Origin of the sequence: Thalassospira sp. CH_XMU1458 (assembly GCF_037027205.1) — a bacterium.
GTDB classification, from domain to species: Bacteria; Pseudomonadota; Alphaproteobacteria; order Rhodospirillales; family Thalassospiraceae; genus Thalassospira; species Thalassospira tepidiphila.
The window spans coordinates 644,291-669,637 of record NZ_JAYMDW010000003.1; the positions used below are offsets into that span (position 1 = coordinate 644,291).

21 protein-coding genes and 1 pseudogene are annotated in these 25,347 nt (G+C 53.5%); 2 read left to right on the plus strand and 20 right to left on the minus strand.

Annotated elements, in window-relative coordinates; genetic code table 11:
- Positions 1 to 17 precede the first annotated feature (17 nt).
- The 16 genes and pseudogenes from fliF to WBY09_RS17060 all read right to left on the minus strand — a co-directional run bounded on the left by fliF (position 18) and on the right by WBY09_RS17060 (position 20,276).
- Positions 18 to 1,619, minus strand: a pseudogene (fliF, locus tag WBY09_RS16985) (flagellar basal-body MS-ring/collar protein FliF).
- Between the two features lie 354 nt (positions 1,620 to 1,973).
- Positions 1,974 to 3,719 (minus strand): flagellar hook protein FlgE, encoded by a 1,746-nt coding sequence (locus WBY09_RS16990; RefSeq protein ID WP_286791535.1) that lies wholly within the window; start codon positions 3,717 to 3,719, stop codon positions 1,974 to 1,976.
- A 48-nt stretch (positions 3,720 to 3,767) separates the two neighbouring features.
- Positions 3,768 to 4,565 carry a flagellar hook capping FlgD N-terminal domain-containing protein gene (locus WBY09_RS16995; RefSeq protein WP_286791536.1) on the minus strand — a complete coding sequence of 266 codons (798 nt, stop codon included), beginning with the start codon at positions 4,563 to 4,565 and terminating at the stop codon, positions 3,768 to 3,770.
- Between the two features lie 21 nt (positions 4,566 to 4,586).
- Positions 4,587 to 6,227, minus strand: a complete 1,641-nt coding sequence (locus WBY09_RS17000) for a flagellar hook-length control protein FliK (protein ID WP_286791537.1) — start codon at positions 6,225 to 6,227, stop codon at positions 4,587 to 4,589.
- Between the two features lie 262 nt (positions 6,228 to 6,489).
- A complete protein-coding gene (gene fliS / locus WBY09_RS17005; RefSeq protein WP_008891644.1) occupies positions 6,490 to 6,990 on the minus strand; it encodes a flagellar export chaperone FliS in 501 nt (166 codons plus the stop codon).
- Between the two features lie 57 nt (positions 6,991 to 7,047).
- Positions 7,048 to 8,820 (minus strand): flagellar filament capping protein FliD, encoded by a 1,773-nt coding sequence (gene fliD / locus WBY09_RS17010; RefSeq protein ID WP_197146870.1) that lies wholly within the window; start codon positions 8,818 to 8,820, stop codon positions 7,048 to 7,050.
- Between the two features lie 102 nt (positions 8,821 to 8,922).
- Positions 8,923 to 9,291 carry a flagellar protein FlaG gene (locus WBY09_RS17015; RefSeq protein WP_197146871.1) on the minus strand — a complete coding sequence of 123 codons (369 nt, stop codon included), beginning with the start codon at positions 9,289 to 9,291 and terminating at the stop codon, positions 8,923 to 8,925.
- Between the two features lie 93 nt (positions 9,292 to 9,384).
- The gene (locus tag WBY09_RS17020) at positions 9,385 to 10,725 is read right to left on the minus strand and encodes a flagellin N-terminal helical domain-containing protein (RefSeq protein ID WP_167727176.1); all 1,341 of its coding nucleotides are present in this window, start codon (positions 10,723 to 10,725) and stop codon (positions 9,385 to 9,387) included.
- Between the two features lie 431 nt (positions 10,726 to 11,156).
- Positions 11,157 to 12,497 carry a flagellin N-terminal helical domain-containing protein gene (locus WBY09_RS17025; protein WP_336233377.1) on the minus strand — a complete coding sequence of 447 codons (1,341 nt, stop codon included), beginning with the start codon at positions 12,495 to 12,497 and terminating at the stop codon, positions 11,157 to 11,159.
- Between the two features lie 253 nt (positions 12,498 to 12,750).
- The gene (locus WBY09_RS17030) at positions 12,751 to 14,094 is read right to left on the minus strand and encodes a flagellin N-terminal helical domain-containing protein (protein ID WP_167727170.1); all 1,344 of its coding nucleotides are present in this window, start codon (positions 14,092 to 14,094) and stop codon (positions 12,751 to 12,753) included.
- Between the two features lie 110 nt (positions 14,095 to 14,204).
- Positions 14,205 to 14,675, minus strand: coding sequence for a flagellar assembly protein FliW (fliW, locus tag WBY09_RS17035; RefSeq protein ID WP_008890411.1), 471 nt, complete (start codon positions 14,673 to 14,675; stop codon positions 14,205 to 14,207).
- 99 nt (positions 14,676 to 14,774) lie between these two features.
- The gene (locus WBY09_RS17040; protein WP_083997195.1) at positions 14,775 to 16,007 is read right to left on the minus strand and encodes a flagellin N-terminal helical domain-containing protein; all 1,233 of its coding nucleotides are present in this window, start codon (positions 16,005 to 16,007) and stop codon (positions 14,775 to 14,777) included.
- Between the two features lie 27 nt (positions 16,008 to 16,034).
- Positions 16,035 to 18,446, minus strand: a complete 2,412-nt coding sequence (gene flgK / locus WBY09_RS17045) for a flagellar hook-associated protein FlgK (RefSeq protein WP_197146873.1) — start codon at positions 18,444 to 18,446, stop codon at positions 16,035 to 16,037.
- 17 nt (positions 18,447 to 18,463) lie between these two features.
- Complete coding sequence (locus tag WBY09_RS17050; protein ID WP_157194018.1) at positions 18,464 to 18,925, minus strand: hypothetical protein; 462 nt, start codon at positions 18,923 to 18,925, stop codon at positions 18,464 to 18,466.
- Between the two features lie 2 nt (positions 18,926 to 18,927).
- On the minus strand, positions 18,928 to 19,272 hold the full coding sequence (locus tag WBY09_RS17055; RefSeq protein ID WP_245228008.1) for a rod-binding protein: 345 nt from the start codon (positions 19,270 to 19,272) through the stop codon (positions 18,928 to 18,930).
- Positions 19,273 to 19,274: 2 nt separating this feature from the next.
- Positions 19,275 to 20,276, minus strand: a complete 1,002-nt coding sequence (locus WBY09_RS17060; protein WP_336233562.1) for a flagellar basal body P-ring protein FlgI — start codon at positions 20,274 to 20,276, stop codon at positions 19,275 to 19,277.
- Positions 20,277 to 20,318: 42 nt separating this feature from the next.
- On the opposite strand from WBY09_RS17060, the gene WBY09_RS17065 reads away from it, so the two are divergent.
- Together WBY09_RS17065 and dksA are read left to right on the plus strand one after the other, a co-directional pair.
- Complete coding sequence (locus WBY09_RS17065; protein WP_336233378.1) at positions 20,319 to 20,588, plus strand: flagellar assembly protein FliX; 270 nt, start codon at positions 20,319 to 20,321, stop codon at positions 20,586 to 20,588.
- 150 nt (positions 20,589 to 20,738) lie between these two features.
- A complete protein-coding gene (gene dksA, locus WBY09_RS17070; protein WP_008890403.1) occupies positions 20,739 to 21,155 on the plus strand; it encodes an RNA polymerase-binding protein DksA in 417 nt (138 codons plus the stop codon).
- A 247-nt stretch (positions 21,156 to 21,402) separates the two neighbouring features.
- Here dksA and flgH read toward each other — a convergent pair whose 3' ends face one another.
- The 4 genes from flgH to WBY09_RS17090 form a co-directional block, all read right to left on the minus strand.
- Positions 21,403 to 22,176 (minus strand): flagellar basal body L-ring protein FlgH, encoded by a 774-nt coding sequence (gene flgH, locus WBY09_RS17075; RefSeq protein ID WP_063087507.1) that lies wholly within the window; start codon positions 22,174 to 22,176, stop codon positions 21,403 to 21,405.
- 105 nt (positions 22,177 to 22,281) lie between these two features.
- Positions 22,282 to 23,211, minus strand: a complete 930-nt coding sequence (gene flgA, locus WBY09_RS17080; protein WP_336233379.1) for a flagellar basal body P-ring formation chaperone FlgA — start codon at positions 23,209 to 23,211, stop codon at positions 22,282 to 22,284.
- A 186-nt stretch (positions 23,212 to 23,397) separates the two neighbouring features.
- Positions 23,398 to 24,183 carry a flagellar basal-body rod protein FlgG gene (flgG, locus tag WBY09_RS17085; protein WP_008890400.1) on the minus strand — a complete coding sequence of 262 codons (786 nt, stop codon included), beginning with the start codon at positions 24,181 to 24,183 and terminating at the stop codon, positions 23,398 to 23,400.
- 70 nt (positions 24,184 to 24,253) lie between these two features.
- Positions 24,254 to 25,012, minus strand: a complete 759-nt coding sequence (locus tag WBY09_RS17090) for a flagellar hook-basal body complex protein (RefSeq protein WP_336233380.1) — start codon at positions 25,010 to 25,012, stop codon at positions 24,254 to 24,256.
- Positions 25,013 to 25,347 lie beyond the last annotated feature (335 nt).

Sequence of the window (25,347 nt, forward strand, 5' to 3'; positions counted from 1 at the left end):
GATAACTGTCAGGAGAATTAGCTCTCCTGATACAGCCAGTTGCGAATGATCGAGAGAGCTTCTTCCGGGTGTTTCTCCACGATCTCGCCAATCTTCTTGACCGAGGATGCTTTCACGCGACCTTCAACCTGCGACAGGTTGATCAGTTCTTCGCCGTCATCCATACCAGGCGCCATCGGAACAGGTGCCGGACCTTCAAGGGCCGGCGTGCCGTCGGCGGTCATGTCATCGGCAAGAAGCTGACGCTGTGCCATATCCGCCGCACTTGGCAGAGTTTCGAACGCACGGGTCAGAAGCGGGCGTACCACCAGCAGGATGACGAGGATGGCAACAATCGCCAGCACCAGCATCTCGGCGATGCGGAAGATTTCAGCCTTGTCGAGGCCAAGGAAGGTCTCGATCTCTTCATCCGGGAACAGGTCGGCAGTATCAGCAAACTGCATGTTAATAACCTCGACCTGATCGCTGCGCTGTGGGTCATAGCCGATGGCACTGCGCACGAGTGCTGCGATCTTTTCAAGGTCTTCCGGGGAGCGTTCCTGATACAGGCGCTCGCCATTTTCATCAGTGGTATAGGTGCCATCAACAAGGACGGCTACCGTCACGCGTGAAATCTCACCGATTTCCTTTACCTATGTGGTGGTTGTTTTAGAAATCTCGTAATTGACCGTTTCTTCGGTGCGGCTTTCCTGACTTTGGGTCCCTGCACCGTTCGCAGCATCAAAATTGGCATCCGGCAGATTGTTCTGAAGCGTTACCGGATCGGTGCCTTCGGTCTCGGAATTGGTCGCGTTTTCTTCAATCGTCTGGCTTGAACGAATGACCCGCTCATCCGGATTAAACCGCTCATTGGCAGTCGTAATTTTGTTGAAGTCCATTTCGACCGAGACTTCGGCGCGGACTTCGCCGTAACCAAGGGAGCGCGACAGAAGATCTTCGATGGTATTGCGCAGGCGGCTTTCGGTGCGAATGCGCATTTCATCGGCGGTCTGGGTTAGGAATGTCGACGACTGCTGTTCGCCGTCACCGCGCGCAAGCAACCGGCCGCGTTCATCAATGATCGATACCTTGCCCGGATCAAGCTGGGGCACCGCAGCAGCCACAAGATGCTGGATGGCAACAACCTGTTCGGGTTTCAGTTCGCCACCGGCCATCTTGACCGCGATAGAGGCGCTGGCTTCCTGGGTTTCGCGTGAGAACATCTGACGTTTTGGCAGAACCAGATGAACGCGCGCCTGCTGGATCGCCTGAATGGATGCGATCGTGCGGGCCAGCTCGCCTTCAAGGGCGCGAACATGGTTGATATTCTGTTCGAAACTGGTGGCGCCAAAGCCGTCGGAATTGTCAAATACCTCATACCCGACAGAGCCGCCGGTCGGCAGGCCGCTTTCGGCCATGGTCAGACGCATGCGGTTGACCTGATCGGCCGGGACAAGAATTTCGGTACCGTTGTTCAGCAACTGGTACTGAACCTGCTGGTCTTCGAGGCGATTGACGATCTGGCTGGCGTCTGCCGGATCCAGATCGCGATAGAGCAGTTCCATGTTCGGGGCTGAAACACGCATGATCAGGAATGCAAAGAAGACAAGCAACAACACGCCCACGCCACTGATAGCCATCAGCCGCGTTGGTCCCAGACCCTTGAGTGTTTGTAACAAGCCGCCCACGTTCGACTGCTCCGAAACGAAAATTTACCACTGTCCCCATGCGGATCGATCCGTGCGGAATACGACCAGCATTAACAACGAATAGTTCTCCATGCTGAAGAACAGGTTAACAACCGGCAATTTTTGCCCAGTCATCGGATTCAAATTTATCAGTGATTTGAATCGCTTGGATATTTAATGACCGAATTGTTCTGTCCTTAATGTAGTGAGTCAATCGGGCAAAAAGAAGCCCGGCAATTGTGCCGGGCGAGTCTCTATTGGTGCAATATGTTTCAGGGCGGGCTAACGCCCTGAAACAGATGTCAATTACCGTTTGATACGGATCAGCTCGTCGAGCATTTCATCGGTCGTGGTGATCGTCTTGGTGTTCGCGGAGTAGGCGCGCTGGGTAACGATCATGTTGGTGAATTCCTCACCAAGATCGACGTTGGACCCTTCCAGTGCCGATGCCACAACGTTACCGGCACCGTTCAGGCCCGGTTCACGCAGCAGGTAATCACCCGACTCACGTGTCTGGCGATAAACGTTACCAGTGTGGTTTTCCATTTCATCAGGGGCTTCGAATGTTGCAATCGCCAGTTTATAAACCGGGCGTTTAACACCGTTTGCGAATTCCACCTGCAGGAAGCCTTCCTCGGTGAAGGCATAGTTCACCATGGTCCCGGCCTGCGCACCGTTCTGGTTGATGAAGTGGGTGGTGTATTCGACAAGGTTACCGTTCGCATCCGAACCGGCGGCGAACTGGGTAATGCCGTTGCCAAGGCCGATGGTACCGAAATCAAGGGTGAATTCGCTGGTGTCGGAACCATTGGTCCATTCAGCCGAAATATCAGTGTCGACCAGGCTGCCGTTTACACCGATGGTTGTGGCACCGATGGTCGCCTGCACACCCGTAAAGCTCTGAAGGTTACCAGAACCGTCGAATGTGACCGTACCGGCCTGGATCAAACCGTTCGGATGATCGGTGGTATCAAGTTCACCGGTCGTGGTGTTACCGATAAGTTCGAAGCCCCAACGGTTCTGACCCAGTTTGACAACCTGAAGGTTCACAGTGTGTGCCGAACCAAGGGAGTCGTAGATGGTAACCGGCATCGAGTTGTCTTCGGCAACTGTTCCGGTTGCAAGGTTACCTGCGGTATAGGTCGGCGCGAGGGTGCCTGGAACACCAGGAACCGTAATGCCCGTGGCACTAAATGGTGTGCCGGTGACGTTTGCAAAGGTCACTCCTTGATCTGCAAAAGCAGCTGTGAGTGTCAATGTGTCGTTCGTGCCAGTTGTGGTGGTGCTGGCATTGATACCAGTCACCGCACTGATGGCAGTTGCCAGATCTTCGAGCGTATCACCCGTATTGATGGTGATGGTCGTCGTTGTGCCGTTGTGAGTGATGCTGAACTGGTCGCCGTTGTTGATGCCGGCAAGCGTCGTCAGATCGGTCGTGTCATAATCGAGGCCCGTGGTGGTCGAGGTTGCCGTGCCACCGGTAACAGCCGTTTCGTCCGAGTTCAGGTTGGCGCCGAATTCGATGTTGGTGGTCGATGCAGCTGCCGTCAGGATCGAGTTGATATCAAGGACCTGAAGATCGGTGACAGCCGAACTGTTTGAAGTCGTTGCGTTACCGTTCGCATCAAGAAGGCCCCCTTCGCGGTCAGTCGCCCAACCCTGAACATAGTAGCCAGCGGTGTTGCGCAGATAGCCGTCATCATCCGGCTTGAAGTCGCCAGCACGGGTGAAGAACAGTTCGTCATTGGTACCCGGCGATGCAGTACCGCGAACGATGAAGAAGCCATCGCCAGAAATGGCTGCTGCTGTGGTTGACGAGGTGGCCTGCAACAGTCCCTGCTTGCTGATCAGTGCGGTCGGATGGAACCGAACGCCACCAGGCGTGTAGCGGGTATCTGTGGCAGATTCAGTTACAAGGGTCGAGAAACGACCGATGGTTCCCTTGTAACCGATCGTGTTTAGGTTCGAGATGTTGTCCGAGATGACGCCCAGGTTCTGAGACTGGGCATTCAGGCCGGAAACACCGGAAATCATTGCACCAAAAAGGCTCATTTTTCTTCTCCTGTTTCACAGGGTTTTGATCAAATCCGGATGAATGCCCTAGGCGGCTTCTTCCTGCTGTTCAGATCCGGAGTTATCCCCGGTATTATCAGTATTATCGGTATTGTCAGTATTGTCAGTGCCAGTATCGGTGCTGTTCGCGCCCAACTTGACGTTGGTGAGCGTCGAGAACGGCACAGAGACATCGCCAAGACGGAGATAGATGTCGGTATCGTCGATATCGACACTGTCGACAGTACCGATGATCCCAATCGCGACAGAGGCGGGTCTGCCCTTGTCATCCTTGAAGGTGTCACCGTTCGCGGCCATCGGTTGAACAACCAGCGTGTAGGCACCTGCGTCCTGTTCAACACCGTTGTTGTTTTTGCCATCCCAGGTAAAGGTCTGGAGGCCAGAAACATCGGTGAGTTCTTCGGAGTAGATCGTTTTCCCGCTCTGATCCTGAATTTGCAGTTTCATACGGGGAACTTCTGGCGCGACATTGTACTTGTAGGTGAGCTCTTCGCCTTCGTCGCGCCAGTTGGTGTCACCAACCGCCTCGATCTGCGCACCGACATAAGACAGGGCAGAGAGCTGACGCTGCTGTCCCTGCATTGCGAGCAGGTCTTCGAGGTTCTTGTTACTCTGAATGCCTTGCTCAACCTGGGCGAACTGGCTCAACTGGTCGGTGAATTTGTCACTTTCCATCGGCGAGGTCGGATCCTGATTCTTGAGCTGCGTGGTCAGCAGGGTCAGAAACGTATCAAAGTTTTGCGCTAGCTGACTGGCAGAGCTGCTTGAACCGGCATTGGTGTTGGACTGAGAGAGGCCAACGTTTGTCAGGGATGAAACGGTCATGGGATGTGCCCTCTACCTTTTCTATATCCGGATATCGACAAGGCCGTTGGGATTAATCCCATAGCCAATGGCGACATGTTCGGCGAGTTCGGTTCCACTCATGACGTCACCTTCATCCGGGCTGCTGCCCTGATCGGCGGTCATGCGGGATTGGCCGTTGCCTTCCTGACTCTGGCCACCTTCATTCCTGTGTTCGAAGGTGAAGCTTTGACTGTCTGCATTCAGACCGGCGTCTTTCAGCGCTTGCTGCAAGGCGCGTGAGTCCTGACGCAACATGTCGAGTGTTTCGCGTGTGTCAGCCTGAATGACACCCTGAATGCGGCCATCCTGACCGATTTCCATTTTGACATCGACGCGCCCAAGATGTTCCGGTCGAAGCTGAACAGAAATCTTGTCAACGCCTTCGCTGGCTGCATTGCGGATCGAAACGGCGACTTGCTGCTGAATCTGTTGCGACGGGGCCTGACGTGCGGTGTGCGCGGTCTGACCACCCGTGTTGGTCTGATGCAGGGTGTTGGTACTTCCCGGTTGGCCGTTGGCTGTTGCTGTGGCCTCAGTGCCACCAGTTGCGGTAACCGCACTGTTGGTTGACATATTCTGCACGGCGGTCGGGTTATTTTGTGCGTTCGGTCCGGCTGCTGCAGCCATTGCCTGCTGTGCTGCCTGGGCAGTTTGTGCCGGGTTGGCTGCGGAAGCCTGCTGGGTGCTGTTATTGGTCTGGCCGGTGGTTGCTGCGTTTGTGGTGCCGGTGGCATCGGTTTTACCTTTGCCGTCACCGGTCATTGAATCGACAACCCGCGAAAGGAACTTGTCAGAGGACATTTCATCACCGGCCCCTGCATCCGCACCATTCAGAGCCATCTTGGCAGAGGATGCAGCAGCAGGCTGCGACAAGGCAGTTGAATTCATCAAGCCGTCTGTCGTGCTATCCGCAGTGGCGTTACCATTGGCGGCACCGGTTGCTGCCTGACCATTTGCCAGGGCTGCATTCTGGGCATTTGCTGCACCATTAGCACCAGCAGCCTTCATTTTAGCGGCTTCTGCCTTGGCCAATTCAATGGCTTCGGGGGATCCGGGAAGCGGAACGGCTTGTGCAGGCTGGTTTGGATCAACCATGCCAGCGTCTGCCGTCAGGGAGCTATCCCCATCTGACTTGGTATCATCTGATTCTGCTGATGTGGTTTCGTCGGATGCGGAAGCAGTGTTTTCCCCGTCCTGAGGTGCAGCTTCGTTATCGTTTGAACGATCACCGCCATCGGCAGTTTCCATGTCCTCGCCAGCGCGATCATCTTCCGGGTTGGCTTCCACGTCGCGCGGTTCATCGGATTTTGGATCATCGATTTTGGCATGATCATCATGATCTTCGTAGTCATCATGTGATGCGCGCACAGGGTCTTCTTCGCGGCGATCTTCGGAACGCGCCTCATTGATGCTGCGTTCGTCGCGTGCGGATCTTTCGGCATCCATATCCGAGCGCCGATCATCGAAATTCTTCTGGGCAGATTTTGCCGCGTCGTATTTGACCTGATGACTTTGCTCAGACCAGTTGTCTGTGATTGATGCCATGACATCACCAAAGCCCGATCCCTTGCGTTCGCTAGGGTTTGTGCCGGGAATAGAGACAGTTGGCATCACGCTGTTTGTAATCGCAGAGCTGTTCATGACCTTGGTCCTTATGGAAGCAGTGTCAGAACATGTGCAAGTGGTGGGCCAGTTTTGATTGTTAACGTTTTCTACATATTTTCAGCAGGTTAGCAGTGCGTTGGCAGAAAGGGCAGATTTTGCCTTCCGCGGGGTTTGGCCGATGCCGGGCAAAAATGAACCTGTGATTTAGGGGGGCAGTCAAAAGCAGGCCAAAAACAAATAAAGACCTCCGAAAATTTCGGAGGTCTTTAATCCTGTGCGGGATACCTGGTGTTTGGGATCAGGCAGAAATTGACAGGCCGGTTTTCGCCGGTGCCTGTGGTTCTGTTTCTTCGCTTGCAGTTGCCGTTTCGTTGGTAAGCGCCGGGCGTGCTTGTTGCGCGGTCAAAACTGCTTGACGCAGTTCACCTTCGCTTTTCTCAGAAAGCTCGGCCCATGAATCCCGAAGTGGTGTCAGAAGCTTGATCACTTCTGCTGCGGCGTTGGGATCATTTTTCCGATCCACATCCATCAGACGGAGCATGCAGTGGGTATAGAGTCGTTCCAGATTTGCGGCGATTTCGCCACCCTGTTCCATATCCAAAGTGTTCGAAAGATGGGCAATCAGTTCCTGTGCACTGCAGTTCGCATTGCAACGGCCCTGAATGTCATTCCGCTCAATCGCGTGTTGCGCCTCCTGCAAGCGCGACAAGGTCTTTTCAAACAGCATGAACACCATCTTTGCCGGTGTGGCTGTATTGACCTGTTGTTGCTTGTATGTATGGGCGGCGTGTTCGTTCATGCGACACTCCTTGGTATGCTAAGCGTGAGTTCAGTGTGCATGTATGGCAGACAAAAGTTAACCACTATCTTTTCCGGCGGCCATCAATTCGTCGAGAGAACTCTGAATGTTCTTCATGCGTGCAAGGGCCGATTCCATTGCAATGAACTGATCCATAAGGACTTCTCGCTGCCGAGTAAGACGTTCGTCAATACGGTCAACTTTTTCTTCGTAGGAAGTGGTCTGGACTTCCAGATCGGAGATGGCCTGGGTCAAACTACCGTCTTCTTCGTCCAGAATAGAATCCAGTTCGAAGTAGAATTGCGCACCGATCCCGATGCTGGTGGTTACAGTCGCTGTATCGGATGCATTTGCATCCCCACCGTAAAACAAGCGCAAACCATCGGCCGTGCGGATGCTGTTGCCCGATACAACGGCGTTCTTGCCGGTCGTTGTCACGCCATTGACGGTGATATCGTAGGTGACGCTGTTGATCGTACCGCCGGATGCATCAATGTTGAACTCATAGGTTGCAGCATTGGTTTTTCCATCAAAACCGGTCATGGTGACATCAGAATTGTCAGACTTCCCGCGGAACAGGAACAGTTCCATCACTTCTTGCGGTTCGTTGAGCAACGCCTCGTTCAGGGCTGCCTCGTCAAGATCGATGGTTTTGCTGAGCATCGGGTCTTCGTTCGCGCCGTAGGCAACGAAATCCAGACCAATTTCTGCCAGGACCGAATAATCGTCCTTGTCGGGCCTATCGGTTACACCGTTCGCAAAGGAGCCCGCAATCTGTTGCAGGGCAGATTCAATACCTTTAACAGACGTATTGCCGAGCAACACCGCATCTTCCGAGGATTCGCCCGTGGTCGGGTCAACGAAAGTCTTTTCGTTGATGAATGTCTGAACAGCATTATAGGCTTCGACAAAATTGAGGATTGCCGTTTTCGCCTGATTAAGGTCCTGTTCGATTTCAATCGTGATCTCTGTGCCCGGTTCAGCGTCATAGAGGCTGATGCTCAGGCCATCAATAAGATCAGAGAATTCGTTGGACCCGCGCGTAACAGTAATTCCATCAAGCGTAATGCTGGCATTGTTGCCATCATCAATAACGTTGGCAGCATTGATCGTCGTCGGGTCTGTCAGAACACCGAGGTTTTGCAAAACACTGCCGGTGTCGTCACTAAACGACATGCGATTGGCTTCGCCTTCCTCGACCGAGGTCAGGATCAGTGTACTTTCGGTTTCGGACACCTTGACGACCGAAGCCTGAATGCCGGTCGTATCCTTGACGTTGTTGATCTTGTCACGGATGTCCTGAAGCGTATCACCGGCTGCGACGGTGACACTTGAGCTGCCAGAGCCACCGGTTATCGTAAATGTTCCAGTGCCCGTAAGCCCGGTGACGTCAGCGCTTGCCGCGACAGTCTGGGTGTTACTCGAAAGCTTGTGCTTGCTTGCGACCTGGTTGATCTCGAACTTGTAGCTTCCGGTCTCGGCGGCGTTTGAGGCGACAACACCGATTAAAGATCCTGCTTCGGTAGTGTTGCTCGTAGAAGCAAAAATCTGTTTGGATTCAAAGATATTTCGCGAGTTGTCAAAGCTGGTCGCACCATAGAGGTTCGCCATGGAGTCCTTAAGGGTACCAACAAGCGTCTGCAGCTCTTTTAGCGCAGCAATTTTCTCGTCGTTTGCTTCAATCCGTTTTTCAAGATTGTCGGCAGGAATACGACGGGCAGCAATCATCTTGTCGACAGTGTCGACGAAATCGATGTTGGAGGAGCCGCCAGACAACTGGACGCGACCGTTATCGCCAACATAGATATTATTTAAATTCAGACTGCTCATTGGTGTAGCTCCTTGGGTGCTCTCGGCTGATTTTGCCTGCTAGCGGTATGTTTTGTCAAACCGAACTGCAAGAACCGTGCCTATGTGCGCCCACTCGCTGTGTTAAATTTCTTCGTCGACAAAGCTGCCGAGATACTCGCGCATTTGCGAGAACAGTTGCTGGAGTTCCTTGGACGGCAGTTCGCGCAGGACTTCACCGCTGGTGCGGTCGGTAACTTTTGCCACGACGCGGCCGGTGTCTTGGTTGAAGTTCAGCTCAACCCGTGCGGTGCCATCGGCAAGGTCGGGCAGATCCATACTTGCAAGTGCATCCTGCATTTTCTGCGGAACTGCAGAAGGTTTGTTTTCCGGCTTTGCCACCGGTGAAGAAACCGCACTGGTTTTGGCCGGTGCGACATCAGGTACGCTCGCAGCAGCATGGGGGATGCCCCCGGAGCCACTCGACGTACTATAGTTTTTTACGACTTCCATTTTTCAGCTCCTTAAAGCCGCCATCCTGTAACAGCAGGATGAAACTTGAAAAAGACGATTACCGGCGATCAGTGCCGGGGGACGAGAGTTAGGTTACTGTAACAGACGCAGCAAGTTTTGCGGCATCTGGTTTGCTTGTGCCAACATTGCGACACCCGACTGAACCAGGATCTGCTTGGATGTGAAGGCAGTCATTTCGGCTGCAACATCAAGATCAAGCAGGGTCGAGCGTGCAGACTCTGTGTTTTCCTGCGTGGTCGCCAAGTTTTGTCCGGCGAAGTCCAAGCGGTTTTGATAGGTGCCGATATTGGCACGGGCACGCTGCAGGTCGTCAATTGCGCGACCTACAACTTCTACAGCCTCCTGTGCACCGGCAGCCGTATCAATCGCGTTTGCCCCAAGGTCAGCGATAGAAACTTCTGTGCCAAGGGCACCGGCACCCAAGGTATCGGAGTCTACTGACGAAAATTCAATCGACATTCGATCGTTTGCGGTATTTCCTGCTCCGACTTGGAAATCAACGCTCTGCTGGAGAGCCTGACCGTTGTCAGCGGCCATGTTAACGACATTCAATGAAGAGTCGTTACCGGCAACGCCGTTGAAGGTGGTGTCAGAGCCAAAGTTCGACGCACCAGTGTTGTCTGCAGCAATCGACGATACAGATGCCGAGAAGTTGGTGTTCACCGTGAAGCTCAGGCCAAGCTCATCGAAGTTCAGGGTCGCATTTTCACCTGCCCCAATTGCGGTGGTGCCGCCCGAAGCATAGTCCGTTACGTCGATCGACTGCGAACGGTTGTCGCCGTCAACAGTGGCATTCACCGTCATGATGACCTGACCACCGGCAGCGTAATCGATATCAACTTCAAAGTTGTTATCGGTGACGTCACTGTCGGTATCGGTCGCCCAGTAGTTGTTATCGGTGATGGCAAAGTTGTCGAAGCCGTTGACCGGGCTCAGGGCCGCGCCGCTTCCGCCGGTTGCGAGATCGCCAAAGTTAATCGCTACGTCACCGCCGTCACCCAACAGCTGAATGCCGTTGAAGTTGGTCGAGGACGCAATACGGTCGATTTCTTCGCGCAGCTGAACGAATTCGTCATTCAGGAACCCGCGTTCGGTGTCGGACAAGTTGCCCGAGGATGCCTGAACAGCAAGTGTCTTCATGCGCACCAGGATGTTATCGATGGTTGCCATGCCGCCATCGGCGATCTGGAGCATCGAGTTGGCTTGACCAACGTTCACCGAAGCTGTTTTGAGAGACTCTGTCGTTGCATTCAAACGCGCGCCAATCGCCATCGAGGCAGCGTCATCTCGCGCAGAAACTACGCGTGTACCTGACGACAATTTAGATAGGGAGCGGGTCGCTGCTGTGTCTGACGCGGTCAAGTTGCGATGTGCAACATTGGCTGCATAGTTCGAAATAATGTTAAGAGCCATAACGCATCTCCTACATGGACAGCTCTGGACAACATCTTGTTGTCCGTGATCCGGCACATTTGCCAGAAAATTTTCAGCCCAGACGTAGGGATGAAAACGGTAATACATATAGGGTGAAATATACTTTTAGGTTAGATTTGTGTCCAGTGAAAAAAGATTCCTCACTTTTACCATTAAAAACAAATGGTTGCGTGGAGGCCAAAGCACTGGCTGTGCCGGGTTTGTTAATGCTTTGTAAACGAATCCGACTCCAAGTCGACGGATCTGACGCAAGTTAAGCAATTATCCTGATGTATAGATTTCGTCTGATCTTTAAAAAGATTTTGTCACTATCAAGAAAGCGATTTGGAATTTAATCGCTGCTGTAGTCATGCGAAAAGGGGCGGCCCGAAGGCCGCCCCTTTTGATAAAGACGTGTTTTGCTTTGCAGATTACTGCAGCAGACGCAGGAGGTTCTGCGGCATCTGGTTGGCCTGTGCCAGCATGGCAACACCGGACTGAACTAGGATCTGCTTTGAGGTGAACGCCGTCATTTCGGCTGCCACATCAAGGTCCATCAGGGTTGAGCGAGCTGATTCAGTGTTTTCCTGCGTGGAAGCAAGGTTCTGTCCAGCAAAGTCCAACCGGTTCTGGGAGGTGCCGATTGCGGCACGTGCACGCTGCAGGTCATCAATCGCACGGGTGACAACTTCAACAGCATTCTGTGCGCCAGCAGCAGTATCAATCGCATTGGCGCCAAGGTCCTCAAGCGAGGTTTCCGAACCAGAAGACCCGGTGCCGAGTGTGTCGGCATCAACCGAGCTCAGGTCAATCGACAAGCGGTCGTTTGCCGTGTTGCCGCCGCCAACCTGGAATTCAATGCTGGTGGCGAGCTGCTGACCGTTGTCTGCAGCCATGTTAACAACGTTCGCCGAAGAGTCGTTACCGGTAACGCCGTTGAAGGTGGTGTCAGAACCGAAGTTCGATGCACCAGTGTTGTCTGCGGCAATTGACGACACAGATGCCGAGAAGTTGGTGTTCACCGTGAAGCTCAGACCAAGCTCATCGAAGTTCAGGGTCGCATTTTCACCAGCCCCAATTGCGGTGGTGCCGCCTGAAGCATAGTCCGTTACGTCGATCGACTGCGAACGGTTGTCGCCATCAACAGTGGCATTCACCGTCATGATAACCTGACCACCGGCAGCGTAATCGATATCAACTTCAAAGTTGTTATCGGTGATGTCGCTATCGGTATCGGTCGCCCAGTAGTTGTTATCGGTGATGGCAAAATTGTCGAAGCCGTTGACCGGGGTCAGGGCTGCGCCGCTTCCGCCGGTTGCGAGATCGCCAAAGTTAATCGCGACGTCGCCGCCGTCACCCAGCAGCTGAATGCCGTTGAAGTTGGTGGAGGACGCAATACGATCAATCTCGTCACGCAGTTCAGTGAACTCGTCATTGAGGAAGCCGCGTTCGGTGTCGGACAGGTTGCCAGACGATGCCTGAACGGCAAGTGTCTTCATACGAACGAGGATGTCATCAATGGTTGCCATACCGCCATCGGCGATCTGGAGCATCGAGTTGGCCTGACCAACGTTGACAGTTGCGGTTTTGAGAGCCTGGGTGGTTGCATTCAAACGCGCGCCGATGGCCATGGAAGCGGCATCGTCACGTGCAGAAACAACGCGGGTACCAGACGAAAGTTTGGACAGCGAACGGGTCGCCATTTCATCAGAAGCAGACAAGTTGCGGTGCGCAACATTTGCCGCATAGTTGGAAATAATATTGAGAGCCATTTTGGTATCTCCTACATGGATAGCTCTGACGGAGGCCCGTCACGAAATTCCGACTACATGCCGGATCGCTTTGTGTTTTTCATGCATTGAAATTACAAAGCTACACTTTAACACATTAAACTTATACGTTTGTATCGCCTGAGTCTATCAGAATATTAACCAAGCATTAGTGAACTGACGTAGTAGGCAAAAAGAAAACGCCGGCAAAATCATTTTGCCGGCGTTTGTGTTGCTTCTATCGAGTTGTGTTACGTTAGCCCTGCAACAGGCGCAGAAGGTTCTGCGGCATCTGGTTGGCCTGTGCGAGCATTGCCACGCCAGACTGCACAAGGATTTGCTTTGACGTAAAGTTGGTCATTTCGGCGGCAACATCAAGATCAAGCAGGGTCGAGCGTGCAGACTCTGTATTTTCCTGAGTTGAGGCCAAGTTCTGTGCCGCGAAATCCAAGCGGTTTTGATAGGTACCGATATTGGCACGGGCACGCTGCAGGTCATCAATTGCGCGACTGACAACCTCCACAGCTTCCTGTGCGCCGGCAGCTGTATCAATCGCATTGGCGCCAAGGTCAGAAATGGAGTCTGCTGTACCAGCTGCTCCACTGCCCAGCGTTTCAGAGTCAACTGCGGTAAACTCAATCGCTAGACGATCATTTGCGGTATTTCCTGCCCCGACTTGGAAGTCAACAGTCTGCTGAAGAGCTTGACCGTTGTCTGCAGCCATGTTGATCACGTTCGCCGAAGAGTCGTTACCGGCAACGCCATTGAAGGTGGTGTCAGAGCCAAAGTTCGACGCACCAGTGTTGTCTGCGGCAATCGACGATACAGATGCCGAGAAGTTGGTGTTCACCGTGAAGCTCAGACCTAGTTCATCGAAGTTCAGGGTCGCATTTTCACCAGCCCCAATTGCGGTGGTGCCGCCCGAAGCATAGTCCGTTACGTCGATTGACTGCGAACGGTTGTCGCCGTCAACAGTGGCGTTCACCGTCATGATGACCTGACCACCGGCGGCGTAATCGATATCAACTTCAAAGTTGTTATCGGTGATGTCGCTATCGGTATCGGTCGCCCAGTAGTTGTTATCGGTGATGGCAAAGTTGTCGAAGCCGTTGACCGGGGTCAGGGCCGCGCCACTTCCACCGGTTGCGAGATCGTCGAAGTTGATCGCGACGTCGCCACCGTCACCCAACAGCTGAATGCCGTTGAAGTTGGTCGATGAAGCAATGCGGTCGATTTCTTCACGCAGCTGAACGAATTCGTCATTCAGGAATCCGCGTTCGGTGTCGGACAGGTTGCCCGAGGATGCCTGAACGGCGAGTGTCTTCATCCGGACCAGGATGTTATCGATGGTTGCCATGCCGCCATCGGCGATCTGGAGCATCGAGTTGGCCTGGTTGACGTTAACCGTTGCGGTCTTGAGGGATTCGGTTGTTGCGTTCAGACGTGCACCGATGGCCATGGAAGCGGCATCGTCACGTGCAGAAACAACACGGGTACCCGAGGAAAGTTTTGCAAGCGAGCGCGTCGCCATCGTGTCCGAAGCAGTCAGGTTTCGATGGGCTACGTTCGCTGCATAGTTGGAAATAATATTAAGAGCCATTTTATTCCTCCTACACGGATAAGATAGAATGGCTCAGGCCATTCAATCTTTCGGCGACATTGCCTTGGGGGACATCAAAGCAATGCGCGTGCCAATATGCTAGGCAAAAATTACAGGTCATGCTGCACAGAGTATTTTTCATTGGGCAAAATATGCTGCCAGGCGACCTGGCGCGCAGTGTCGACAAGAATGGGCGCACGCAGATTGGTCGACATCGTAATGCCCTGACCACTTGGCGCGCTCCGGATGGTGACAACCATCAGAATGGCCATGTCAGCACTTTCGATCGCGAGACTTTTCTGCGCAGTCATCAGGTCTTTGTCTGCGTAAACACCGCTTTCCATATTGTACGGTGCGACGATAAAGGACAGGCTTGCATCCGTCAGGCTTTGATAAAGCTTGAACTGATCAAGTGATGTGTTGGGGATGTTAGCCAGTCCGAAAACATGGTGTTCAGGAAAGCCAAGGAGACCGACCGGCATATAGATGCCTTTGTCCCAACTGAACTCGATGTCGCCGAAGCGTGTTTCCACGACAACGGATTCAGGTGTTTCATTCTCGGCGACGTTTTCGGTTTCCATTCCCGCAATTCTCCGACGGTCGAAAGGTTATGCCGCGCATGCTACCCTTGGTATCATGCGGACAAAACAGTTAAAGACGCAATACGATTTATATCACAATCAACGCAAATAGTTAGCCAAAGATAAATCTGCGGCGCGTGAGATGGAAATAAAGCTGGCCTGAAGGGCCGTCGTATACTGACTGACTTCCGCAAGGGTCAGGGGAACGTCAACAGTTTCGATGTCGGTGATGGCCTGGGCGGCAAAAACTTTGAAATCCTGATGGCGTTCTTCGAACCGTTCGACATTGGCAATATCGAGACCGATTTGCCCCTGAACGTTTGGAAGTTCGTTGATTGCATCGTTGATAAAGCCGAGTGCGACAGTCAGCGCATCCTGGTTTTCAGTGCTTGCGGCAATGCCAAGGCCCTGGATCAATTTCTGGAATGCCGGGTTGTCACCCAGAATGCCATAGGAGACGTCATACTTGTCGTCGACCCGCAGATCCATGATCTGGTGATCGCCCATGTAATAATCGGCATCCGGGCGCGGATTGCCCATTTTCTCCATACCAAGTTTTGAGAGAAAATCACCGCCACCCGTTTCGGTAATAGTGATTGAGCCGTTTCCGACATTTTCAATATTCAAAAGCGTTGTGCCTTCACCGCCCAACCCCCGCAGCGACGCAATGGCGCGGTTGGTTGTGACGTTATTGATGGCATCCAAGATGTCATCGATATCGTCGGTGGCGGCGTTGTAGTTGACCGTGGAGGTCGAGCTGTTGCCATCGACATCTGTGCTGACGATCTGGAGCGTGCCGTTAGTTGTTACGCCAAGTGAGGAAAGAAGTGCGCCGCTTGTCACTGACGTATTAAGTTTGCTGATGTAGTTATCAGGCGCTCCGATTTTCTCGATATCCACTGCCGGTTCTTCGGAACGTCCACCGGCAAAAAGGAAGCGTCCGTCAAGGTTGGTATTGAGCAAGTTGGCAATCTGTTGCAGTGCCTGGTCTGCTTCGTTACGGATATTGACGTCATCAGCCTGTTGAGCAGAGCTTGCCTGGATCAGCAAGCTCTTCATTTCGGTCGCGATGGTCAGCATGCTGTCAACGGCGGTTTCCATACTTTGCAGACGCAATTTACCTTGCGTTGTATTGCGCAGGTACTGTTCCGTGCGGCTATATTCGGTCTCAAGATTGAGCAGGCGTTGTGTGCTGTCGGCGATACCTGCGTAATTGCGCGATTTGTACCCGCTGGACGCCTGATTCTGAAGGTCTGTTACACGCGCAGCATTGCGGAGTGCCAAGTCCGAGAGCAATGTGTGGTTTGTATATGTCGCGACACGAGTTACCATGACAGCCTCATTTCATAATCATGCAGTTTAAACTGCATTGAGCAGTGCATCAAACATTTCCTCAACCGTGGTAATCACTTGGGCAGAGGCGGTGTAGGCACGCTGAAAAATCACCAGATCCGACATCTCTTCATCAAGGTTGACGCCGGCTTCGTTCTGAATGCGGGTGCTAAGGTCAACCACCAGATTGTCCTGAAAATCATAGGAACTTTCGGCAATGCTGGCTTTTGTCGCTGCGGTTGCCACGATCCCTGCTGCATAATCGGTTAGCGATGTGCGTTCGCCCGACAGACCATCGGTCGCGCCGAATTGGATATCGGTGCGTTCAAAGGCATTACTGATCGAGTTTGCGGCACTGTTGTCGCCTTCATGAACGCCGAAAGTGATGCCAAGCCCCAGAACGGTCGTGAGTGCATCTGCGTTGGGCAGGCCATCGTCGCTGAAATAGAACGGATCGCCATCCGCATCTATGACATGGAGTTTATAACCACCCAACTGGCTATCGAATTTGACCTCAGCAGTGATATTGTTGTCCGTCAGCGTCGCACTGTTGTTGATGGCATCAGCGATGTCTTGTAGCGAAGTGTTGGTATCATAATCGATATCAACATCTGTAAAATTGCCACTGACAGTCAGTGTATAGTTGACCGGCGGCGGTACAAGCGGGCCCAAGTTAGGAATGGCCGCGTCCGGATCGATGATTGCGGTCGAGGTATTGTAAGTGTCCGCATTCATCTGTCCGCGCACAATCCGCGAGGGATCATTCTTGATTGCAGCGGCGACATCCATGTTGCCAGACAGGGACGGACGATCTTCGGTGAAGCCGATCTTTGAGGACAACGTACCCGAGTCATCGATCGTCAGGTTGGCATTATATTCAATGACCAGACGGTAACGGTTACCATCTTCGACAATGAACGCAGCTTCTTCGGCCGCAGCGGCGGTGAAGCCTGCACCCTGAAGTGCTGTGCGGATGTTGTCGCGGATATCTTCAAGCGAGTCTGTTGCAGTGTAGTTGACTGTAATACCCGCTCCGGCAAGCGCACCCGTGCCTGCACTGATTGTAAATGAACTTGCCGTCACACCCAGCGCACTGGTCGAACTTTGTTGCGCGGCAGAGGTCATGACATCGGATCTTTTGGTGGTCGTGACAAAGTCGTTCAAACCAAAATAGTGCGACATGCCCTGCTCACGACCATCGCTCAGCGTGATCTCACTGTCTAGTTCGTTAATGGCAACGCGGTTACCATCCTGGCCTTCGATAACCAGCCGATTGTCCACCAGTGATGCCGTCAGATACGATCCAGCATCCGAGGCATTGATCGCATCAACGATGCCCTGAACCGTTGCCGGTGTTGTTGGCAGGGCAATGTCAGCCCAGCTGTCAGTGGCAACAAGGTCACCATTTTGATCGAGTGCGGCAACGCGAAATGCACCGGTCGCTGTTAACGGATCGCTGCCATCAACCGTGCGTGTGCCCGAAAGGTTTGCTGGCGGCGGGAACGAAGTGCCTTTGTTATGTTCTTCATTGATGGCATCGCGCAGTTGAGTAGCCAGTTCGTTGATCTGGTCATTCAACGCCGGAATTTCGGAATCGCGCATCTCGAACAGACCCTTCAGGGTCCCTGTGCGCAGCGTATCCGTAATGTCTTCTCCATCAAGTGAAACACCCGAGCCACCCGTACCCGGTTCGAAACCGGCAGTCTGTGTAAAGGAGAGCTTGTTAGGGGTGCGATCAAGAAGAGTGTTTGCACCAGCCGCGGAATACACGACGATCGAACCATCACTACGGCTGAAGGTCGTGATATCGATGATCTTTGATAGCTGATTAAGCTTCTGATCGCGTTGATCTTCAAGCTCTGTCGTTGGCTGATCAAGGTTGTTCAGGCGAATGATGCCGGTATTGAGCTCAGAAATCTGCGTCAGCAATGTGTTGGCACTATTCACCTCATCGGTGATCTGGTCGTCGATGTCATCGCGCAGATCCTGAAGCTGGCTTGAGAGCCGCTCAAACGATTCCATGACCTGAATTGCGCTTTCGATGGCTTCGACACGCGGGGAATTCTGGTCCGGGGTGACGCCAAGCTGTTCAAACGCGTCGGCCAGATCGTTGATGCGCTGGCTGATCGCAGCATCAGACTGGGTGGTGCCAAACAGGGTCTGAACACGCATGAAAAACTCATAACGTGCTTCTTCGCGACCGGCTTTACCCAGTTCGCCGCGCATTTCACGTACCAGGCCCTCGTTGACGTTACGATAAATGTCAGCAACCTGGGAGCCGGCACCGACACCGTCAAGCGACAGGGTCTCCTGACCGGCGATCTTTCTGGAATAGCCCTCGGTGTTCACGTTCGAAATGTTCGAAGACGTGATCGCAATGCGGGCTTGTGCCGTGTTAAGGCCAGAGATCGCAGTATTGAGTGCCTGAGTAAGTGACATGATCTTTGCCTTTACCCTTAGAGCGTTTCGTTGACGCTATAGGCGCCACCGGACTTATTGATCGTGCGACCATAACCGCCGAGCGACGCCTTGCTGGTGGTGGCAGAGCGGGTATAGGTCGTGCATTCTTCTTTGGATTTGTCATTGACCGCGCGGACGATAGCCTGAACCACGCGTTCGTTGGTCGCCTTGGCCGCCTGTAGCGTGTTCATATTGCGCCGCGCAGCTTGCTGGAACTCGGCCTGAAGCTCGCGCAGCTCTTCACGTTCCTCTTCGGACATGGCGCGGAGTTCGTCACCACGGCTGCGCAGTTTCACGACCAATTGCTCGTACTGCATTGCCAAGGCAGATTTTTCCGACAGGAATTGCTCATATTCGGCAGATGTCAGGCTACGCAGTTCACTGGATTCACGTTCCAGCAGGGACATAAGGTCATAGGTGACGCTTTTAAGTTCGGTAACCAGCTCTTGGGTGGTCATTTTCATCCCTCCTGGACTTTGAGGATTTCGCGTGTAACGGCATCTGCAATTCCGATGCCACCTGCGCGGGACATTTCTTTGGCGTATTCATCAACAAGCATTGAACGCATCATCGTCTCGCCATGCCCGCCGCCAAACATTTCGTTGGTTTCAATGCCGGCAAACATGTGGCTGAGCATCTGGCCAAGGAACATCGATTCAAATTCCTCGCCAGCCTTGCGTGCCTGTGCTTCGGTCTTGATGTGCCCATCGGTGAGTGTATCCATGCGGGCCGCGATATTGTTTTGCTTGCCGTATTGTGCGCTGGCCTGTGCCTGCGCCATCAGAGCGGCAGTGCTGTCGGTCATCATCACATCACCTCGATTTCAGCCTGAAGCGCGCCAGACGTCTTGATGGCCTGAAGGATGGTGATCATGTCGCGCGGACCAACGCCAAGGCTGTTGAGGCCATTGACCAGTTCCTGAAGGCTGACACCGCCGTTCATGATGCCCAACTGATTGTCTTCGCCCTCATCGACCTCGATATTGGTGCGGTCTACAACCTCGGTTGTGCCGGCCTGCGAAAAGGGCGAGGGTTGGGAAACCTGCGGCGTTTCGGTGACACGGATTGTCAGGTTGCCCTGCGCAATCGCGACACGGTTGATCCGGACATTTTCGCCCATCACGATGGTGCCGGTGTTTTCGTCAATCACCACACGCGCGATCTGATCGGGTTCAACGCGAAGCTGTTCGATATCGGTCAGAAGGGCGACAATATTCTGATTGTAGCGTTCCGGAATGTTCAGCCGCACGGTACCCGGGTCGCTGGCGCGTGCAGCAACTTCACCCAGATAGGCATTAATTGCTTCGGAGACACGGCGTGCGGTGGTGAAGTCCGGGTTGCGCAGGACGACTGACATGTCCTGCATGGAATTCAGGTTAAAGTCGATTTCCCGTTCAACGATGCCGCCATTGGCAATACGTGCCGAGGTCGGAACGCCTTTGACGATGGTTTCAGCATTGCCACCTGCGGAAAAACCGCCAACCGCGAGATTACCCTGGGCCACAGCATATACCTCGCCATCAGCACCTACCATCGGAGTCACAAGCAGCGTGCCGCCCTGCAGGCTTTCAGCAGTGCCAATCGCGCTGATATTGACATCAATGCGTGACCCTTGACGCGAAAACGGAGGCAGGGTTGCGGTTGCCATCACGGCCGCGATGTTATCAGACTCAAGGTCTTCGATCTGGTCGCGGACGTTGATGCCGAGGCGTTCAAGCATCGCGACCATGCTTTGGCGGGTAAATTCTGCATCGCCCAGATCATCGCCGGTACCATTCAAGCCAACCACAAGGCCATAACCCACCAGCATGTTGTCACGCACGCCTTCGAAATCGGCGATATCCTTGATGCCTTGCTTGCGCTCCAGCAAAGCGGGGATGCACTGGATTCGCCTAAAAAGGCCGCGATGTTGCGCGCAAAAAGCATGCTCGAGCAGCTTGAAGCTGTGAGAGACGGCTTGCTAAGTGGCCAATTATCTCCCGCACGCCTGCAGCAATTGGTCGGTTTGCTCGACCAGCAGCGCGAAATGATTGATGATCCAGAACTATCTTCTGTTCTCGACGAGATTGATCTTCGCGCCCGGGTTGAGTTGGCGAAACTTGAAGTTTCCGGCCTGATCTGATTGTTTAATCAAAGGTATTTTCCATAGAAATATCGCAGAATTCTGCGCCTTTGAGGGGTGATTGGCATTTATTTGTTCAATCGGCTTGCACCGTTGGCGCGTGGCCTCTATATTGCCGCGCGATCGATGAGTCCTGTATAGAGGGCATACATGACTATCACTTTACCACCTGACTATCGTCCTGCTGAGGACGAAGAGTTCATGAACCCGCGTCAGCGGGAATATTTCCGCCAGAAACTTTTGACCTGGCGGGCAGAACTTCTGCATGAATCTTCAGAAACATTAGCGAACCTGCAAGATGGCGGGCTTCAGGAACCGGATCTTACCGACCGCGCGTCGGCAGAGACTGACCGGGCACTTGAACTTCGTACTCGTGACAGGGCGCGCAAGCTTATTTCAAAAATTGATGCTGCATTGCGTCGAATTGAAGACGGATCTTATGGTTACTGCGAAGAAACCGACGAGCCGATCAGCTTGAAAAGACTTGAAGCTCGTCCGATTGCGACCCTGAGCATCGAAGCCCAGGAACGCCACGAACGGATGGAGCGCACACGTCGCGACGATTGATCGCGCCGGGTGGAAAAAAATACTTGGGATTTGGCTTGGCCGATCCCCGTCATGCAACGACATGACATGGTGGGAGATTACTGGTTAGGGATAACCAAAATCACAAAAGCCCGGCCTTCTGGCCGGGCTTTTCGTTTTTGTGTCGCTCTGATGCGAAAAAGGCCACCCGAAGGTGACCTTTGGACGCTTCGCCATGTGGTCAACCGGAACCCGGAAAACGGGATTGAACCACAAGACTTTTCAGATGTTAGAACGGCAGAATGATGTCAAGAACTTCACTGCCATAGCGCGGCTGCTGAACATCGGAAATCGTCCCGCGTCCACCGTATGAGATACGGGCTTCAGCAATCTTGTCGTAATTGACTTCGTTTGCGGAGCTGATGTCAGCGGCGCGAATAACACCGGCAATCTGAACTTCGCGAATTTCACTGTTCACACGAATTTCCTGACGGCCATGAATGACATAGTTGCCGTTCGGCAGAACCTGAATAACGATGGCCGCAACGCGCAAATCAATGGCTTCGTTACGATCAAGAGTTCCGGCACCCCGGTTTGAGGTGTTGCTGTCGAAATCCAGCATCGAGGTCGGATCGATGGTTTCGGGCAGCACCTTGGTCATTTCTGCCTCAAGGCCGAACAGGTTCGGAACGGCGAGATCCTCGGAATTGGTGCGCGAACGTACTGTCGTGTTGGCAAGCGCTGCCCGGTCTTCCATTTCAACAACCACGGTCAGGATGTCGCCAACCTGGTTTGCGCGTTGATCCTTGAAGAAGGACCGTGCGCCGGCACGCCATAGTGAGTTCGGGTTGCGTTCAGCAACCTGCGGGGCCGGCATCGGCAAACTTACCGGGCGATAGGCCTCTGACTGTGTCGGGTTATCGATGGACGACAGCTTTGGCGGTTCGCCAACTTCGGAAAGCCGTTTCATCGCGTTGCAGCCTGACAGCAATGCTGTTGCCCCGATGAGCGAACTGACAAGCGCAATGCGCCGCCAAGATATCTGGGTGATTTTAGTAGGCATGAATTCCTCCTGGGTTCCTGCATTTCTTAACGCAAGTACCGTGCCAATTATCAGCTGGTATAAGAGGAAAAGCTTGCCGGGTTGTGTGGCATTTTGCGGCGCGGATTACTGCGACAGAGCGGGCAGGGCGCGGACTTCGTTCTCGGCAACGACTTCGACCTGAATGGTCTTGTTGCTCGATTGGTTGACCACGCGAATGACATCGCCAAGTGATCCGTCTTCCATTGCCTTGCCGCGTGCGGTCAGGGACATGTTGGCAGTGACCAGGCGAATAATCACAAGCGATCCGCGACGGACCAGAATGGGGTTGCTCAGATCCCGGAACATCAAGGGTTCATTGGGATTGCTGGGCCGCATGACTTCCTTGCCAATAACATCATTGATGTCGCGAATGGCCCCGTTTGGAACTCGCTCGGACCGGAAATCACGGTATTCGACCTGATCGGCACGGATGACGGAACCGCGCGATACTGGCTCGACCAAGACGGGAACGCTTGTTAGCGGGTAATATTTACCGCTGATCCGATATGTCCGCTGTTGGGCCGTCTGGGCGCCGGTTGTGACGCTGGCAACAAAGCGCTGGGTGCGTGAATTGACCTCGATGGCACTGACATCAACGCTGTTTCGGGCGTCTACGGGCAGATGAATTTGGAAATTGTCACTCGAAAGATCGACCGTGAAGGGGCGCTGAATACCATAGTCAACCAGCGAGATTTCGACCGCTTCACGGATTTCATCCATGGTAATCACTTGGCTGGCGCGGGTGATCAGGACCTGATCGGCTGTTGTGCGCGGACGCCATTCGACATTGTGGCGCTGGGCAATTCCGTATAGCCAGCGATAATCAAGAACGGTTTGTTTGCCCGGCTGTGGCGCATGGGCGACGGCAATATCTTGCTGTTGAGGATCAAGCCCGGAAAACAGATCACCCAAGGTCACATACTGACCTTCGACAAGGGCATCAGGTTTGAGAAAGACAGAAGAATTGCTCGGCTGATTGTTGCGAAGGTTGTTGCCTTGCGATGATTGCGCCAAAGCGCTCTCTGTCAATGGGGGCAGAGATGCAAATGCGGACAACAGTGCGAGCGCGAGGATTATGTTCTTTATCTTCATCCGCCTACTGTACCACGGAACGGTATAAATCGCGTAAATACAGTTTGCGCAAGTTCGCAGATCATGGGACCGCGACTTGCGCAAACGAAATGCCTTCAGAACCGGAAATTATCGCAGGTTGCTGACGGCGCTCATCATCTCGTCCGTGGTCGAGATCGATTTGGAGTTCATTTCATAAGCGCGCTGCGCCTTGATCAGGTTGGTGATTTCCTGAACCACGTTGACGTTCGAGGATTCAAGATATCCCTGCTGAACCGTGCCATAGCCAACATCCCCCGGGGCGCCGACATTGGCCTGGCCGGATGCTTCGGTTTCAAGGAACAGGTTGTCGCCAAGCGCGTTAAGACCCGGCGGGTTGATAAAGGTCGCAAGCTGAAGCTGACCAAGGTTCTGCGGGGCAACCTGACCATCGATCTCGGCAAAAACTTCACCGTTGGAGTTGATGGTTACCGAGCGCGCATTGGCAGGCACCGTGATGCCCGGCTGAACCGCAAAGCCGTCCTTGGTCACAAGCGCACCGTTGGCATCAAGTTTAAGCGTACCATCACGGCTATAAGCCGTTTCCCCGCTGGGCAGGTCGATCTGAAGATACCCGCGGCCCTGAATGGCAATATCAAGCTCGTTCTCGGTCATGGTCAGCGAACCCTGACCCATGTAGCGGCCGATGGCGGCGGTCTTCACACCAAGACCAACCTGAACGCCGGTTGGCACGATCGTGCCGGTGTCCGATGACGGCGAGCCTGCGCGACGCAAATCCTGATAAAGCAGATCCTGGAATTCCGCACGTTGGCGCTTGTAGCCGGTGGTGGTCATGTTGGCGATGTTGTGCGAGGTCACATCCACGTTGGTGGACTGAGCCTGCATGCCCAAAGCGCCGATATCAAGTGACCGCATCTGTCTTCTCCTTCGATTGCGCAGATTTTGCGCTATAATTCGATGTTATCTATCGGGTGCCACTGCCGGTTCAGGCGCGGACATCCCCGAGTTTGTTGATCATGTTGCGCATACGCTCGTTCTCGCTTTCAAGAGAACGGCTGACCGATTGATACGTGCGAAGAACGTCAATCATCTGCGTCATGGCGCTGATTGGATTGACGTTGGATTTTTCCAGCGCGCCCTGAACAATGCCGGGGTTCTCGACAAGCTCGACGGCGTCTGCGTTATTTTCATCTTCCGGCGCACGATAAAGGGTGTTCCCGGTGACGATCATTTCCTGCACGTTATCGACAGTAACGACCTGAAGTTTGCCGATCTGGCCGATATCGGTGGAAATGGACCCGTCACCCTTGATCTCGATCTGGCCGTCTGCCTCGTTAAAGAACAGTGGCTGACCGGCATCACTCAGCACGGGAAAACCGTCATTGGTGATCAGCTGGCCGCCCGGATCGAGGGAAAAGTTGCCCGAACGGGTATATTGGACACCGGCTGGCGTTTCGACGGCAAAGAACATGTCCGGCTGGCTAAGCGCGACATCAAGCGGACGATCTGTATGTTCAATGTTACCCACAGTGGTATTTCTGTATTGCGAGATATCCTGAACCAGCGAGATTTCGCGTTCGCCACGGAACGGCGCGTCCTTGTTCTTTGCGATCCAGTCAGTGAACATCATGCGCTGCTCTTTGTAACCGGTCGTGTTCATGTTTGCCATGTTCTGCGACAGGTTGTTCATCATGCTGCGCAGCGTCTTCTGACGAGACAGTGCAATGTATGAAACGTTTTCCATGGTCGAATTTCCCTTTCAGGACTGTAACTTGACCATCAGGAATGCGATCTGCGTGCCAGTTTGATTAAGTAATTGATTTAAAATAATAAATTTTAAGTTCGGCATTTGTTGCCGGTCATTTTTTGCGGTGGTTTGACTGAAAGTGCCGTTGCCGACTGCCGTTATGGGCAAAGGATTGCCGGGTGACCGGGGAGGTCGGCAAAACATGTCCGGTGTCCAGGGTGGTGCAGGGGCATCTTACAATTGCACCACAAGCCGGATACTCCGATCCGGCAATTTATTCCGGGATGGCCACAACAAGCTATTGCTTTGCGTGCCCGAGCTGAACATATGGC

Excerpts from the sequence above, each read along its gene's own strand:
- WBY09_RS17020 (WP_167727176.1), bottom strand. The coding sequence starts at position 10,725 with ATGGCTCTTAACATTATTTCGAACTATGCAGCCAATGTTGCACATCGC.
- fliW (WP_008890411.1), bottom strand. The coding sequence starts at position 14,675 with ATGGAAACCGAAAACGTCGCCGAGAATGAAACACCTGAATCCGTTGTC.
- dksA (WP_008890403.1), top strand. The coding sequence starts at position 20,739 with ATGACTATCACTTTACCACCTGACTATCGTCCTGCTGAGGACGAAGAG.
- WBY09_RS17015 (WP_197146871.1), bottom strand. The coding sequence starts at position 9,291 with ATGGAAGTCGTAAAAAACTATAGTACGTCGAGTGGCTCCGGGGGCATC.
- WBY09_RS17090 (WP_336233380.1), bottom strand. The coding sequence starts at position 25,012 with ATGGAAAACGTTTCATACATTGCACTGTCTCGTCAGAAGACGCTGCGC.
- flgK (WP_197146873.1), bottom strand. The coding sequence starts at position 18,446 with ATGTCACTTACTCAGGCACTCAATACTGCGATCTCTGGCCTTAACACG.
- WBY09_RS17060 (WP_336233562.1), bottom strand. The coding sequence starts at position 20,276 with ATGCTGGTGGGTTATGGCCTTGTGGTTGGCTTGAATGGTACCGGCGAT.
- WBY09_RS17040 (WP_083997195.1), bottom strand. The coding sequence starts at position 16,007 with ATGGTAACTCGTGTCGCGACATATACAAACCACACATTGCTCTCGGAC.
- flgH (WP_063087507.1), bottom strand. The coding sequence starts at position 22,176 with ATGCCTACTAAAATCACCCAGATATCTTGGCGGCGCATTGCGCTTGTC.
- fliD (WP_197146870.1), bottom strand. The coding sequence starts at position 8,820 with ATGAGCAGTCTGAATTTAAATAATATCTATGTTGGCGATAACGGTCGC.
- flgG (WP_008890400.1), bottom strand. The coding sequence starts at position 24,183 with ATGCGGTCACTTGATATCGGCGCTTTGGGCATGCAGGCTCAGTCCACC.
- WBY09_RS17050 (WP_157194018.1), bottom strand. The coding sequence starts at position 18,925 with ATGACCACCCAAGAGCTGGTTACCGAACTTAAAAGCGTCACCTATGAC.
- fliS (WP_008891644.1), bottom strand. The coding sequence starts at position 6,990 with ATGAACGAACACGCCGCCCATACATACAAGCAACAACAGGTCAATACA.
- WBY09_RS17000 (WP_286791537.1), bottom strand. The coding sequence starts at position 6,227 with ATGAACAGCTCTGCGATTACAAACAGCGTGATGCCAACTGTCTCTATT.
- WBY09_RS17030 (WP_167727170.1), bottom strand. The coding sequence starts at position 14,094 with ATGGCTCTTAATATTATTTCCAACTATGCAGCGAACGTAGCCCATCGA.
- WBY09_RS17025 (WP_336233377.1), bottom strand. The coding sequence starts at position 12,497 with ATGGCTCTCAATATTATTTCCAACTATGCGGCAAATGTTGCGCACCGC.
- WBY09_RS16990 (WP_286791535.1), bottom strand. The coding sequence starts at position 3,719 with ATGAGCCTTTTTGGTGCAATGATTTCCGGTGTTTCCGGCCTGAATGCC.
- WBY09_RS16995 (WP_286791536.1), bottom strand. The coding sequence starts at position 4,565 with ATGACCGTTTCATCCCTGACAAACGTTGGCCTCTCTCAGTCCAACACC.
- WBY09_RS17055 (WP_245228008.1), bottom strand. The coding sequence starts at position 19,272 with ATGACCGACAGCACTGCCGCTCTGATGGCGCAGGCACAGGCCAGCGCA.